Annotated in this window: 6 protein-coding genes, 1 tRNA gene and 1 rRNA gene; 2 read left to right on the top strand and 6 right to left on the bottom strand. The window is 70.1% G+C overall.

All coding sequences use genetic code 11. The features are described from left to right. Positions 1 to 35: 35 nt before the first annotated feature. The 3 genes from ACGFN2_RS29650 to ACGFN2_RS29640 form a co-directional block, all read right to left on the bottom strand. Positions 36 to 2,801, bottom strand: a complete 2,766-nt coding sequence (locus ACGFN2_RS29650) for a DNA translocase FtsK (RefSeq protein ID WP_362605371.1) — start codon at positions 2,799 to 2,801, stop codon at positions 36 to 38. Between the two features lie 92 nt (positions 2,802 to 2,893). Further along, positions 2,894 to 3,553: a response regulator gene (locus tag ACGFN2_RS29645; protein WP_362605373.1), complete on the bottom strand. Its 660-nt coding sequence runs from the start codon at positions 3,551 to 3,553 to the stop codon at positions 2,894 to 2,896. A 255-nt stretch (positions 3,554 to 3,808) separates the two neighbouring features. Beyond that, on the bottom strand, positions 3,809 to 9,346 hold the full coding sequence (locus ACGFN2_RS29640) for a HAMP domain-containing protein (RefSeq protein ID WP_362605375.1): 5,538 nt from the start codon (positions 9,344 to 9,346) through the stop codon (positions 3,809 to 3,811). A gap of 261 nt (positions 9,347 to 9,607) precedes the next feature. On the opposite strand from ACGFN2_RS29640, the gene ACGFN2_RS29635 reads away from it, so the two are divergent. Continuing rightward, complete coding sequence (locus ACGFN2_RS29635) at positions 9,608 to 12,280, top strand: SpoIIE family protein phosphatase (RefSeq protein ID WP_393365592.1); 2,673 nt, start codon at positions 9,608 to 9,610, stop codon at positions 12,278 to 12,280. Positions 12,281 to 12,424: 144 nt separating this feature from the next. Then, on the top strand, positions 12,425 to 13,471 hold the full coding sequence (locus tag ACGFN2_RS29630; RefSeq protein WP_393365590.1) for a YncE family protein: 1,047 nt from the start codon (positions 12,425 to 12,427) through the stop codon (positions 13,469 to 13,471). Between the two features lie 65 nt (positions 13,472 to 13,536). Here ACGFN2_RS29630 and ACGFN2_RS29625 read toward each other — a convergent pair. The 3 genes from ACGFN2_RS29625 to rrf form a co-directional block, all read right to left on the bottom strand. Beyond that, positions 13,537 to 13,612 (bottom strand) — tRNA-Thr (locus ACGFN2_RS29625). 64 nt (positions 13,613 to 13,676) lie between these two features. Next, on the bottom strand, positions 13,677 to 14,339 hold the full coding sequence (locus tag ACGFN2_RS29620; protein ID WP_393365703.1) for a DegT/DnrJ/EryC1/StrS family aminotransferase: 663 nt from the start codon (positions 14,337 to 14,339) through the stop codon (positions 13,677 to 13,679). 129 nt (positions 14,340 to 14,468) lie between these two features. Beyond that, positions 14,469 to 14,561: ribosomal RNA gene (gene rrf, locus ACGFN2_RS29615) — 5S ribosomal RNA — on the bottom strand; the annotation flags it as partial.

Here is a 14,561-nt window from a genome sequence, read left to right as displayed (position 1 = left end):
CTTTTTCTTTCGTTCGGGTGGCCCGGATGTCTGTGCTACTCGGTAGCCTCCCCCCGGATCACCGCCAGCACTCCGTCCAGTTCCTCAGGCTTCACAAGAACGTCACGAGCCTTTGACCCCTCGCTCGGTCCGACGACGTTCCGGGACTCCATGAGGTCCATCAGCCGCCCGGCCTTGGCGAAGCCCACCCGCAGCTTGCGCTGGAGCATCGACGTCGACCCGAACTGGGTGGAAACCACCAGCTCAGCGGCCTGACACAGCAGGTCGAGGTCATCGCCGATGTCCTCGTCGATCTCCTTCTTCTTCGCCGTGCCGACGGTGACGTCCTCGCGGAAGACCGGCGCCATCTGGTCCTTGCAGTGCTGGACGACGGCCGCCACCTCCGCCTCGGTCACGAACGCGCCCTGCATCCGCACCGGCTTGTTGGCGCCCATCGGCAGGAAGAGCCCGTCGCCCTTGCCGATCAGCTTCTCGGCGCCCGGCTGGTCGAGGATGACCCGGCTGTCGGCGAGCGAGGACGTGGCGAACGCCAGGCGGGAGGGCACATTGGCCTTGATCAGGCCGGTGACCACGTCGACGGACGGGCGCTGGGTGGCCAGCACCAGGTGGATACCGGCGGCGCGGGCGAGCTGGGTGATGCGGACGATCGCGTCCTCCACGTCCCGCGGCGCGACCATCATCAGGTCCGCCAGCTCGTCCACGATCACCAGCAGGTACGGGTACGGCGCCAGCTCCCGCTCGCTGCCCTCGGGCGGGCTGACCTTGCCGAGGCGCACCGCTTCGTTGAAGTCGTCGATGTGCCGGAAGCCGTAGGCCGCGAGGTCGTCGTAGCGCAGGTCCATCTCGCGCACCACCCACTGCAGCGCCTCGGCGGCCCGCTTGGGGTTGGTGATGATCGGGGTGATCAGGTGCGGGATGCCCTCGTACGCGGTCAGCTCGACCCGCTTGGGGTCGACCAGCACCATCCGGACGTCCTCCGGCGTGGCCCGCATCATGACCGAGGTGATCAGGCAGTTGATGCAGGAGGACTTGCCGGAGCCGGTGGCGCCGGCCACGAGGACGTGCGGCATCTTCGTCATGTTGGCCATGACGTAGCCGCCCTCGACGTCCTTGCCGAGCGCTACCAGCATCGGATGGTCGTCGCCCGCGGAGTCGGCCAGCCGCAGCACATCGCCGAGGTTGACCATCTCGCGGTCGGTGTTGGGGATCTCGATGCCGACCGCGGACTTGCCCGGGATCGGGCTGATGATGCGGACGTCGGGGCTGGCCACCGCGTAGGCGATGTTCTTGGCCAGTGCGGTGATCTTCTCGACCTTGACGGCCGGGCCCAGCTCGACCTCGTAGCGGGTGACCGTCGGGCCCCGGGTGAAGCCGGTGACCGCGGCATCGACCTTGAACTCCTGGAAGACCGTGGTCAGCGAGGTCACTATGGCGTCGTTCGCGGCGCTGCGGGTCTTGCCGGGCCCGCCCCGCGCGAGCAGCTCCAGCGAGGGCAGGGAGTAGGTGATGTCGCCGGACAGCTGGAGCTGCTCGGCACGGGCCGGCAGCTCGCCGGAGGGCTCGGGCGGGGCCTTGGTGAAGTCCGGCACGGCAGGGGTGCGCTCGGCCGGGGACGGGTCCGGCTCGGCACCCCGGGCCGGCGGCACCGAGCCGCTCTCCCCCGCGGTGTCCTCGTGCCCTCGGCGGTCGCCGGAGACGCTGCTGCTGAGCCCGGCGACGAGCGGGGAGGGCTGGACGCCGTGCAGCACCGCGCCGTCCAGCGCGGCGGCGGCCGCCGCGGCGACGTCCACCGCGTCCATCGGCCGGTCCGGGTCGGGCTGGGCGGCGGCCCGGCGCGGCCGGCGCCGCTTGGCGAGAGCCGCTTCCTCTATCGCGTCCGGGTCGTTCGCGGCCGCCGCGGCGGCGCTGCGGCGCGGCTTGCGGGCGGGCTGCTCGCGCCAGTCCTCGGCGTAGTCCTCGGCCTCGTCGTAGTACGTCTCGTCCGGGGCGGGGTGCACCACGCCCAGCTTGACGCCGAGCGCCCGCAGCCGCTGCGGAATGGCGTTCACCGGTGTCGCGGTGACCACCAGCAGCCCGAAGACGGTCAGCAGCGCCAGCAGCGCCACCGCCAGGGTCTGTCCGACGGTGAAGATCAGCGGCTTGGACGCGACCCACCCGAGATAGCCGCCGGCGTCCTGTATGGCGGCCAGCCCCTCGTTCCGGCCCGGGGAGCCGCAGGCCATCGCGACCTGTCCGAGTATGCCGACGACGAGCGCCGACAGCCCGATGACGATCCGGCCGTTGGCCTCCGGCTTCTCGGGGTGCCGGATGAGGCGTACCGCGATGCCGCCCAGCAGTATCGGCACGACCAGGTCGAGCCGGCCGAAGGCGCCGGTCACCAGCAGCTCGACGAGATCGCCGACCGGGCCGCTGAGGTTGGACCAGGTACCGCCCGCGATCACCAGGGCCATGCCGAGCAGCAGCAGTGCCAGTCCGTCCTTGCGGTGCGCCGGATCGAGGTTCTTCGCGCCGCGGCCCACGCCGCGGAACATCGCCCCGATGCCGTGCGCGAGCCCCAGCCAGCAGGCGCGGGCGAGGCGGTAGACACCGCCGGTGGGCGACGGCGCCGGCCTGGGGGCGGCCTTCTTCGCGGGTGCCCTCTTGGCCGGTGCCTTCTTCGCGCCCGCGGTCTTCTTGGCCGGCGGCTTGGCGGGCGCTCTCTTCGCGGCGGTCTTCTTGGCGGCGCCCGCGGTCCGTCCGGCGCGCTGCTTCGAGGGGCCCGCCGTGCTCTGGGTTCCCTTGCCGGACGTACGTGAGGCCATGGCGACGAGATTACAGGCGAACGCAGGCGTGACACGAGCGCGCGGCGCTTCACCCGAACGTGTCGCACGCCCGCCTCATGACGGGGTGTCAGTCACCCCGCGACGTTTCCCGACCCCGGCTCCAGGGCGTCCAGCGCTCTGCGCAACCCGGTCAGTTTGCGCTCCAGATGAGCCGCCGTGGCGACCGCCGCCGCGTCCGCCGTCTCGTCCAGCTGCTTGGACAGCGCCTCGGCCTGCTCCTCGACCGCGGCCAGCCGCGCGGAGAGCTCGGCGAGCAGCCCCGCGGACTCCCGCGCCTCGTCGGCGTTGGGCCGGCCGCCCTCCAGCTGGAGCCTCAGCAGGGAGGCCTGCTCCCGCAGTTGGCAGTTCTTCATGTAGAGCTCGACGAACACCGAGACCTTGGCGCGCAGCACCCACGGGTCGAACGGCTTGGAGATGTAGTCCACCGCGCCGGCCGCATACCCGCGGAAGGTGTGATGCGGGCCGTGGTTGATGGCCGTGAGGAAGATGATCGGGATGTCACGGGTCCGCTCGCGCCGCTTGATGTGCGCGGCGGTCTCGAACCCGTCCATGCCCGGCATCTGCACATCGAGCAGAATCACCGCGAAATCGTCCGTGAGCAGTGCTTTGAGCGCTTCCTCCCCGGACGATGCCCGCACCAGTGTCTGATCGAGCGCGGAGAGGATCGCCTCCAGCGCCAGCAGATTCTCCGGCCGGTCATCGACCAGGAGGATCTTGGCCTTCTGCACCATGGCCCGTCCTCCTCGCCCCGGCATCGAACCGGACGCCGCCCCAGGGGACGACTCCGTCACGCCGCCCGTCCTTGTGCCGGTCATGGTAGCTGCACCCCGCCTGTCGCCACACCCTGTCACCGCGATGTCACTGTGCACGTAGCAGAGACGCAGACAGGGACCAGAAGGTTCCCCGAATCCCACGGTTCCACACGTCCGCGGCAACACTGAGTCAGCACGCGATGATCCCCTTTCGCCTCCATACTGGACGCTCCGTCACTCCGCCCGCATCCATTGCTCCATGACCGACAACAGATGATCGGTATCCACCGGCTTGGTCACGTAGTCGGAGGCTCCGGAGTCGATGCTCTTCTCCCGGTCGCCCTTCATGGCCTTCGCGGTCAGCGCGATGATGGGAAGCCCGGCGAACTGCGGCATCCGGCGGATCGCCGCCGTGGTCGCATAGCCGTCCATCTCCGGCATCATGATGTCCATCAGGACCAGCACGATGTCGTCGTGCTGCTCCAGCACCTCGATGCCCTCGCGCCCGTTCTCCGCGTACAGCACCGACAGCCCGTGCTGTTCCAGGACGCTGGTGAGGGCGAAGACGTTGCGGATGTCGTCGTCGACGATCAGCACCTTCTCACCGTGGAAGCCGCCCTCGAAGGCCGGGTCCACCAGATCCTGGCCGTTGCCGAGCCAGGGCTCCTCAGCGGGCTGCTGCGGGGCCGGCTGCGGCGGCGCCTGCAGCGGGGCCTGCGGGGGCGTCTGCGGCGCCTGTGGGGGCGTCGCGGCCGGCTGCTGCCGCCCGGAGAGCTCGAAGCGCCGCGGAGTTCCCGAAATCGCCCGGCGGCGGCGCCTGCTGAGGCTGCCTCCGGAGCCCATCTCGTGCTCCTGCCGCTCCTCGGCCTCCTGCTGCCCGACCTCGCTCTCGCGTGCCTCCGCGTCCATCGCGAGCCCGCCGGCCACCAGCTGGGGGTAGCCCTGCGGCGGCAGCCCGCCCGGGTTGTGCGGCAGGTAGAGCGTGAAAGTGGAGCCGCGGCTGGGCTCACTCGCGGCATGGATCTCGCCGCCCAGCAGCCGGGCGATCTCCCGGCTGATGGACAGGCCCAGGCCCGTACCGCCGTACTTGCGGCTGGTCGTGCCGTCCGCCTGCTTGAACGCCTCGAAGATGACCCGCATCTTGCTGGACGCGATGCCGATACCGGTGTCGGTCACCGAGAAGGCGATCATGTCCGCGTCCGGGTCCCGCAGCGAACCGTGCTCCAGCAGCTGTTCCCTGATGGCCACCGGGACGTCCGCGCCGGCCGGCCGGATCACCAGCTCGACGGCGCCGCTGTCGGTGAACTTCACCGCGTTGGACAGCAGGTTGCGCAGCACCTGCAGCAGCCGCTGCTCGTCGGTGTGCAGCGTCGCGGGCAGCTCCGGGGAGACCCGCACCGAGAAGTCGAGTCCCTTCTCCGCGGTCAGCGGCCGGAACGTCGCCTCCACATAGTCCACGAGCTGGACCAGCGCGATCCGCGTCGGGCTGACATCCATCTTGCCCGCCTCGACCTTCGACAGGTCGAGGATGTCGTTGATCAGCTGGAGCAGGTCGGAACCCGCGCCATGGATGGTCTCGGCGAATTCGACCTGCTTCGGGGAGAGGTTCCCCTCGGCGTTGTCGGCCAGCAACTTGGCCAGAATCAGCAGGGAGTTGAGCGGCGTGCGCAGCTCGTGCGACATGTTCGCCAGGAACTCCGACTTGTAGCGCATCGAGACCGCGAGCTGCTCGGCGCGCTCCTCCAGGACCTGCCGCGCCTCCTCGATCTCGGTGTTCTTCACCTCGATGTCGCGGTTCTGCGCCCGCAGCTGCTCGGCCTTCTCCTCCAGCTCCGTGTTGGACAGCTCCAGCGCCTTCTGCCGGCTCTCCAGCTCGGCCGAGCGCTCCTTGAGCTGCTCGGTCAGCTCCTGCGACTGCTTGAGCAGCACCTCGGTCTTGGTGTTCACCGAGATGGTGTTGACGCTGGTCGCGATCATCTCGGCGATCTGGCTGAGGAAGTCCTTCTGGATCTGGGTGAAGGGCTGGAAGGACGCCAGCTCGATCACGCCGAGCACCTTGTCCTCGAACAGCACCGGCAACACGATCACATTCGCCGGCGGCGCCTCGCCCAGCCCGGAGGCGATCTTGAGATAGCCGGACGGGACGTTCTCCACCAGGATGGTGCGCCCCTCCTCGGCAGCCGTGCCGATCAGCGTCTCGCCGGGCTTGAAGGTCGTCGGCATCCCGCCCATGGCGTAGCCGTACGAGCCCATCAGCCGCAGCTCGTACGCCCCGGCCTCGCCGCCGTCCGCGCCGATCTCCTGGCTGTCGGGCTGCGCCGCGAGGAAGAACGCGCCGTGCTGGGCGGAGACCGCGGGCGACAGCTCGCTCATGATGAGCGTGGCGACGTCCTTGAGGTCGCGGCGGCCCTGCATCAGACCGGAGATCCGGGCGAGGTTGCCCTTGAGCCAGTCCTGTTCCTCGTTGGCGAGGGTGGTCTCGCGGAGCGTGGAGATCATGGTGTTGACGTTGTCCTGGAGCTCCAGGATCTCGCCGGCCGCGTCCACGTCGATCCGGACGTTGTGGTCGCCGAGGGTGACCGCCGCGGCGACCGCGGCGATGGCACGCACCTGACGGGTCAGGTTGCCGGCCATCTCGTTCACCGACTCGGTCAGGTCCCGCCAGGTGCCGGCCACGCCGCGCACCTGCGCCTGACCGCCCAGCTGGCCTTCCGTGCCCACCTCACGGGCCACCCTGGTGACCTGCTCCGCGAAGGACGACAGCTGGTCGACCATGGTGTTGATGGTGGTCTTCAGCGCGAGGATCTCGCCCCGCGCGTCGATGTCGATCTTCTTGGTCAGGTCGCCCTTGGCGATGGCGGTGGTGACCATGGCGATGTTGCGGACCTGGCCGGTGAGGTTGTTGGCCATCGAGTTCACGGACTCGGTGAGGTCCTTCCACGTACCGGCGACGCCGGGAACGCGGGCCTGGCCGCCCAGGATGCCGTCGGTGCCCACCTCACGGGCCACTCGCGTGACCTCGTCGGCGAACGACGACAGCGTGGTGACCATCGTGTTGACCGTGTCGGCGAGCTGCGCGACCTCGCCGCGCGCCTCGACCGTCACCTTCTTGGTGAGGTCACCGTTGGCGACCGCCGCCGAGACCTGGGAGATGTTGCGCACCTGGATGGTCAGGTTGTTGGCCATCAGGTTCACGTTGTCGCTGAGGTCCAGCCAGATACCGGTGGCACCCGGCACCCGCGCCTGACCGCCCAACTGCCCCTCGGTGCCCACCTCGCGGGCCACCCGGGTCACCTGCTCGGCGAACGACGACAGCTGGTCGACCATCGTGTTGACGGTCGTGACCAGTTCGAGGATCTCGCCCTTGGCATCGACGGTGATCTTCTTGGACAGGTCGCCGCGGGCCACCGCGGTCGTCACCTCGGCGATGTTGCGCACCTGCGAGGTGAGGTTGTTCGCCATGAAGTTGACGGACTGGGTGAGGTCCTTCCAGGTGCCGCTGACGCCCTGCACCTCGGCCTGGCCACCCAGGATGCCCTCGGTGCCGACCTCACGGGCGACCCGGGTGACCTGCTCCGCGAACGAGGAGAGCTGGTCGACCATGGTGTTCAGAGTGTTCTTCAGCTCCAGGATCTCGCCCCGGGCGTCCACGTCGATCTTCTGCGACAGGTCACCGCGCGCGACCGCCGTGGCGACCTGCGCGATGTTGCGGACCTGGGCCGTGAGGTTGCCGGCCATGCCGTTCACGGAGTCGGTCAGGTCGCGCCAGACACCCGCGACGCCCGGCACCTGCGCCTGACCGCCCAGCCTGCCGTCCGTGCCGACCTCACGGGCGACCCGGGTCACCTGCTCGGCGAAGGCGGAGAGCTGGTCGACCATCGTGTTGATGGTGTTCTTCAGCTCCAGGATCTCGCCGCGCGCGTCCACGTCGATCTTCTGCGACAGGTCACCCCGGGCGACCGCCGTCGTCACCTGGGCGATCTGCCGCACCTGTGAAGTCAGGTTCCCCGCCATGAAGTTGACGGAGTCGGTCAGTTCCTTCCAGGTGCCGCTGACGCCGTCCACCCGGGCCTGACCGCCCAGCCGGCCCTCCGTGCCCACGTCCCTGGCCATCCGCGTGACCTGGTCGGCGAACGAGGACAGCTGGTCCACCATGGTGTTCACGGTGTTCTTCAGCTGCAGCATCTCGCCGGAGACATCGACGGTGACCTTCTGCGAGAGGTCACCGTTGGCGACCGCCGTCGTCACCTGGGCGATGTTGCGCACCTGCCCGGTGAGGTTGCGGAAGGCGGTGTTCACGGAGTCCGTGAGGTCCTTCCACGTCCCCGCGGCCCCGGGCACCGCCGCCTGGCCGCCCAGCTCGCCCTCGACCCCGATCTCCCGCGCGACGCGCGTCACTTCGGCGCCGAACGACGAGAGCTGACCCACCATCGTGTTGACGGTGTTCTTCAACTCCAGCATTTCACCGGCGACATCGACGGTGACCGTCTGGGAGAGGTCACCGTTCGCGACCGCCGTCGTCACCTGCGCGATGTCCCGCACCTGCGCCGTCAGGTTGCGGAACGCGGTGTTCACCGAATCGGTGAGGTCCTTCCACGTCCCGGCCGCGCCCGGCACCTGCGCCTGGCCGCCGAGCTGGCCCTCGGCGCCGACCTCGTTCGCCACCCGCGTCACTTCGTCCGCGAAGGTCCGCAGCGTCTCGGTCATGGTGTTGATCGTGTCGGCCAGCTGCGCGACCTCGCCGCGTGCGCTGACCGTGACCTTCTGCGACAGATCGCCGTTCGCCACAGCCGTGGTGACCTGCGCGATCCCCCGAACCTGCGCGGTGAGGTTGCCGGCCATGAGATTGACCGAATCCGTCAGGTCCTTCCACACCCCGGCGACGCCGGGGACCTGGGCCTGACCGCCCAGCTCACCCTCCGTACCGACCTCACGGGCCACCCGCGTCACCTCGGACGCGAACGAGGAGAGCTGGTCGACCATCGTGTTGACGGTGTTCTTCAGCTCCAGCATCTCGCCGGAGACATGGACGGTCACCTTGCGCGACAGATCACCCTTGGCCACCGCCGTGGTGACGAGAGCAATGTCACGCACCTGGGCCGTCAGCCGGGACGCCATGGTGTTGACGGATTCCGTGAGGTCCTTCCACGAACCCGACATTCCGCGCACCCGCGCCTGGCCGCCGAGCTTGCCCTCCGTACCGACCTCACTGGCCACTCTCGTGACCTCGTCGGTAAAGGCGGAGAGCTGGTCCACCAGCCCGTTGACGGTCCGGCCGACCTTCAGGAATTCACCCCGCAGAGGGTGCTCCGAAGAGCTGTCCGAACTGCGCGAGCGCAGATCCATCCGCTGTTCCAGGTCGCCCTCGGAGACCGCCGACAGCACCCGTCCCACCTCGGAGACGGGCCGTACGAGGTCGTCGACCAGGGCGTTCGAGGCGTCGATCGCCGCGGCCCAGGAGCCCTCGGCGGCACCGACCTCCAGCCGCTCCGTGAGCTTGCCCTCACGGCCGACGACCCGGCGCACCCGCGTCAGCTCGCCCGTGAGATGCAGATTGCGGTCCGCGACCTCGTTGAAAACCGCCGCGATCTCCGACATGACGCCGTCGCCGGAAACCGTGAGCCGTTTGCGAAAGTTCCCGTCCCGCATCGCGACCAACGCGACCAACAGCCGATTCAGCGCAGCCGTATCCACTTCGGTCGTCCCGTTGTTCCGGGATCGTCCGCCTTTCGCGCGCGTGCTTGCGCCCCGCGCCGCTGCGCCAGACTCCACCGTGTCCCTCCCGCAGGGTCGACCGTTCTACCCGGGCTTTCTCTTGATACTTGCCCAGTGTTTCACCATGGCTCAACCAGGCCATAACAGTTCGGCAGCATCGCACACCGTCCCGGTGCACGATTGGGGCGGAAACACACGTGACCGGCATCCTTGGGTGCGGCGAAGGTAAGTAACCTGGCATACGGCTGTCCACCGCCCCGGCCATCGAGTACGGGCGGTGGGACGAGCACAACAGGTATTCGGAGGGGCGCCGCGACCATGGGGGAGCAGATCACCGACACACGCATGAGGAGACCAGTGATCACCGCGCGGGCCGCCGCAACCTTCGAGCCGGTCGGGCGCTCCGTCGCCACTGCCCGTGCGTTCGTGCGCGACACCCTGCAGGGCTGGGGCTGCGCCGACATCGTCGACGACGCCGTCGTCCTGACGAGTGAGCTGGTCACCAACGCCGTGGTGCACGCCGGCACCGCCGCCGACGTGCTGTGCCTGCGCAACGAGTCCGGGGTGCGGATCTCGGTCGCCGACCGCTACCCCGAACGGGAGATCCCGCTCCAGAACGCCGGCCAGGTCGTCGTCCACCCCGACCGCGAGGGCGGCCGCGGCCTGCTGCTGTGCGGCGCGCTGGCCTCCCGCTGGGGCGTCGAGTACACCGCCGCGCAAAAGCACGTGTGGTTCCAGCTCGACCTCCCCGAGCGCCCGGCAGGCACCCGCTCGGCGGGCCCCGCACTGCCCGTGGACGCCCTGCCGGTCACCGACACCCGCGTCCGCGTCGCCGTGATCCAGATCGACCGCGGCGGCTGCATCAGCTTCTGGAACGAGGACGCCCAGGACCTCTTCGCCTACGACCCCGAGCAGGTCATCGGCAAACCGCTCACCGACTTCGCCGCCTGGCCGCACACCCCCGGCACCGGCACCGGCATCGCCGAGGCGCTCCAGCTGTCCCGCTGGGAGGGCTCGTACGGCATAAGGGGCGCCGACGGCCGGGTCGTCCCCGTGTACGCCTCCCACCTGCGGGTCCGCGACGCCGACGGCGAGGCCTCCACGGTCTGTCTCCTGGTACGCGACCACGAGCGGGCGATCCTCCAGAGCCCGCAGCGCACACCCGCCCCGGACGCCGCCTCCCAGTCCGACCGCTCGGAGGGACGCCCCTCCGACCCGTTCGAGGTCTTCATCGGCTCCCCGGCCCCGGACGACCTCGACGGCCTGCTCCAGCGCACCGTCGAACGCGCCCGCGACATGCTCGACGGCGACGCCGCCTACCTCCTCCTGGCCACCGACGACGAGACCGAGCTGGAGGTCCGCGCCTCTACCGGCCTGCCCTCCGCCCGCCAGCGGTTCGCCCGGGTCCCCGTCGAGGCCGGGTCCGGGCGCTACGGCTCCGCCCGGATGCCCGCCGTCCACGAGGACCTCACCGCCGTCCCCGGCGCCGTCCCGCTCCTCAGCGGCACGGGCATGCGCTCGGTCGTCACCGTCCCGCTGAAGGTCGAGGGCCGGCTGACCGGCTCGCTCGGCGTCGCCGCGGAGGGCGCCGGCCGCTACACCAACGAAGAGGCGCTGCGGCTCCAGTTCGCCGCCGACCGCATTGCCCTCGCCGTCGAACGCGCCCGCCTCACCGAGCTGGAGAAGCTGCGCCGCGGCTCCCTCTCCTTCCTCGTCGAGGCCTCCGACCTCCTCGCCGGCACCCTCGACCGCGACCAGACCCTGGCTCTGATGGCGCAGATGACGGTCCCCACCCTCGCCACGTGGTGCGCCGTCTACACCGTCGCCGACCAGACCTCCGAGCCCGAACTCTCCTATGTCCTGCACGAGGACGAGGACCGTATCGACGGCCTCAAGACCCTGCTGATGAAGGTCGATCCGCCCGAGCCGGTGCCCACCCCGGGCGCCCGGGTGTGGACCGCCCCCGGGGACGCCGCCCACGACGCCGCGCTGCGTACCTCGATGCGCAGCCTCGGCCTGGGCAACGCCGCCCGCCCGTCCACCGGTCCGGGCGCCACGCTCGCCACCGCCGCGGCCGTCGGCGGTGAGACCGTCGTCCTCCCCCTCGTCGCCCGCAACCGCGTCATCGGCATGCTCACCCTGGGCAAGCCCACCGAGGAGCACTTCCGCCAGGAGATCCTGGAGCTGGCCGAGGACCTCTCCCGCCGGGCCGCCCTCGCCCTGGACAACGCCCGCCTCTACTCCGAGCGCACGGCCATCAGCCAGTCGCTCCAGCGCAGCCTGCTCCCCCCGGAGCCGCTGCCCGACGTCCCCGGCGTCGAGGTCGAGGTCATCTACCGCGCGGCCGGCGAGGGCAACGAGGTCGGCGGTGACTTCTACGACCTCTTCCCGATCCGCGACGGCGCCTACGGCTTCGCCATCGGCGACGTCTGCGGCACCGGCCCGGAGGCCGCCGCCGTCACGGGCCTGGCCCGGCACGCGCTGCGGCTGCTCGCCCGCGAGGGCTTCGGCGGCCCCGCCGTCCTGGAGCGCCTGAACGCCGCGATCCTCGACGAGGGCTCCCGCAGCCGCTTCCTGACGCTCCTTTACGGCGAGCTGTGGCCCCAGGAAGACGGCGGCGCCGTCCTCAAGGTGGTCTGCGCGGGCCATCCCCTGCCGCTCCGGCTGCGCCAGGACGGCACGGTCGAACCGGCCGCCGAACCCCAGCCGCTGCTCGGCGTGATGGACGACCTGGAACTCTACGAGCAGACCGTCACCCTCGACCCGGGCGACGTCCTGCTGTGCGTCACCGACGGCGTCACCGAACGCCGTGAGGGCACCCGCATGCTCGGCGACGACGGCCTCACCGACGTCCTGACGACCTGTACGGGGCTGACCGCCGGTGCCGTCGCCGCCCGCGTGCTGCGCGCCGTGGAACGCTTCGCCGCCGAACCCGCCTCCGACGACATGGCCATCCTCGCCATGCGCGTCCCCGAGGTCCAGGCCGGCTGACCTGGAGGGCAGCGACCCCTGTGAGCTGTCTCACAGCCCGGCGGCCGCCGCCCCCACCGCCACCTGCACCCTTGCGTACGGTGCAGGGCAGCCTTGCCTGCCCTGCACTGGAGTCACTCCCAACGGCCGCCCACGATACGGGGCATGACCTCCACACCCGCCGGAGCACCCGGCGACCTGCTCGCCGTCGTCAGCCAGACCGGCCCCACCGTCACCTTCTTCGACGCCGCCACCCACGAGCGCCTCGACGTGCTGCCCGTCCCGGCGCAGCCGCACGAGCTCTGCTTCGACCCGGATCACCGGCTGCTGTACTGCACCAGCACCTATCTCTCCGGCTACTACGGCGCCAACGAGGGCCGGGCCCACCGGATCACCGTCATCGACGTCGACACCCGCACCGTCGTCGACGTCCTCGACACGGCCCCCGACCACGCCCCGCACGGCCTGGCCCTGGACCGCGCCCGCGGCCGGCTGTACGTCAGCGTCGAGGCCACCGACACCGAGCCCGGCGGCATCGTGGTCCTCGACACCCGCACCCGGGCCCGCCTCGGCCGTATCTCCGCGATGGCCCCCGGTCCGCACTGGTTCGCCGTCTCCCCTGACGGGCGGTACGGCTACACCACCAACAAGGAGGCCCCGTTCGTCTCCGTCATCGACCTCGACCGGGGTGAGTGCACCGGCCGTATCCCCGTCCCCGGCAGCGAGGGCCTCGCCGTCGCCCCCGACGGCCGTCATGTCTATGTGGCGGCCCCCAAGGCCGCGTTGGCCGCCCCGCCCTCGGCTCCGACGGGCATCCGCGTCATCGACACCGCCACCCAGGAAGTCGTCCGCACCCTCCCCACCAAGGGCCAGGTCATGCCGGTACACGTGACCTCGGCGGGCCTGCTCCTCGCCGGCGAACTGCGCCCGGACACATCCCAGAACGGCCCGCTCGGCGGCCAACTCCCGGGAGTGCTGTCCGTCTTCGCCGCCGACACCCTCACCCCCGTCGGTGAGGTAGAGGTCGGCAGGTTTCCCCTCACCCTCACCTCCTCCCCCGACGGCCGCCTCGGCTATGTCTCGGGAAATCTCTCCAGCACCGTCACCGTCGTCGACCTCACGACACTGAGCCCGCTCACCACATTGGAGGTCGACCGCACCGATGTCTCAGGCGCCCACGGCCTGGCCTACATCGAATCCCCGCGTCACTGAGGCGCATTGCGGTACCGCGTCCCAACACGACAAAGGCCCCCGCCACTTGGCGGGGGCCTTTCCTCTGGAGCCCCAATACGGAATCGAACCGTAGACCTTCTCCTTACCATGGAGACGCTCTGCCGACTGAGCTATTGGGGCGCGGCAACGGGATAGATATTACCCCAACTCAGCGACAGGTTCGAACCGGACCCGGCGCGACTCGTTAAAAGGCCGGCTGCAGCAATCCACCCAGCGCGTTGCACGCACCGACCATCTTGTGCAGTTCCCGCCGCGACATCCCCGCGTGCACGGGCAGCGCCAGCGTCTCGTCCACCGCCCGCTCCGTCTGCGGCAGAAACACATCCCGCCGCAGCCCCGGCATCCGGTACACCGGTGCCAGTACGGGCACCCGGCACGCCACACCCTTAGCCCGCAGCGTCCGCGCGAACGCGTCCCGGTCCGGCCGCCCGTTGCCCGGCACCCGCACCACATACTGCTCGTAGGTGTGTCCCGCGGCCGGCGTCGGCGTCCGGACCCCGTTGAGCCTGCCGTCCAGATACGCCGCATGCGCCCGACGCAGCTCCGCGCCCTCGGGGTCGCCCCCGGGCTCGTCCTCCACGAGCACCAACAGGCCGTGCCGCTGGCCCACTTCTCGTATCCACCCGGCGTCCGCGGGCCGCCCGAAGCGGTTGACCGCCACGACGGCGGCGGTCTGGCTCGTCACCACATCCGCCACCGCGGCCGGATCGACGCAGTAGCTGTCGCCGTCCACATCGGCGAACACCGGCACCGCGCCCAACTCCACCACGGTCCGTGCCACTTCGGCGCTGCCATACGCCGGCACCACGACCTCGTCACCAGCACGTACACCGGCCGACTTGAGCATTCCTGCTGTCCGCATGACACGCATCCTGGCCAGCGGAGGTGAACGTCGCGTTACGCCCATCACCCGGGGGACAGAACAAAAAAGCTCCGGTCCCTGAACCAAGGGTTCAGGGACCGGAGCTTAAAATTTGTTCGGCGGCGTCCTACTCTCCCACAGGGTCCCCCCTGCAGTACCATCGGCGCTGAAAGGCTTAGCTTCCGGGTTCGGAATGTAACCGGGCGT

Origin of the sequence: Streptomyces sp. NPDC048612 (genome assembly GCF_043199295.1) — a bacterium.
In the GTDB taxonomy this organism is placed as follows: domain Bacteria; phylum Actinomycetota; class Actinomycetes; order Streptomycetales; family Streptomycetaceae; genus Streptomyces.
This window is presented reverse-complemented; position numbering and strand designations above follow the sequence as displayed.

Coding starts and splice junctions, on each gene's coding strand:
- ACGFN2_RS29650 (WP_362605371.1), bottom strand. CDS start 2,801: ATGGCCTCACGTACGTCCGGCAAGGGAACCCAGAGCACGGCGGGCCCC.
- ACGFN2_RS29645 (WP_362605373.1), bottom strand. CDS start 3,553: ATGGTGCAGAAGGCCAAGATCCTCCTGGTCGATGACCGGCCGGAGAAT.
- ACGFN2_RS29635 (WP_393365592.1), top strand. CDS start 9,608: ATGGGGGAGCAGATCACCGACACACGCATGAGGAGACCAGTGATCACC.
- ACGFN2_RS29630 (WP_393365590.1), top strand. CDS start 12,425: ATGACCTCCACACCCGCCGGAGCACCCGGCGACCTGCTCGCCGTCGTC.
- ACGFN2_RS29620 (WP_393365703.1), bottom strand. CDS start 14,339: ATGCTCAAGTCGGCCGGTGTACGTGCTGGTGACGAGGTCGTGGTGCCG.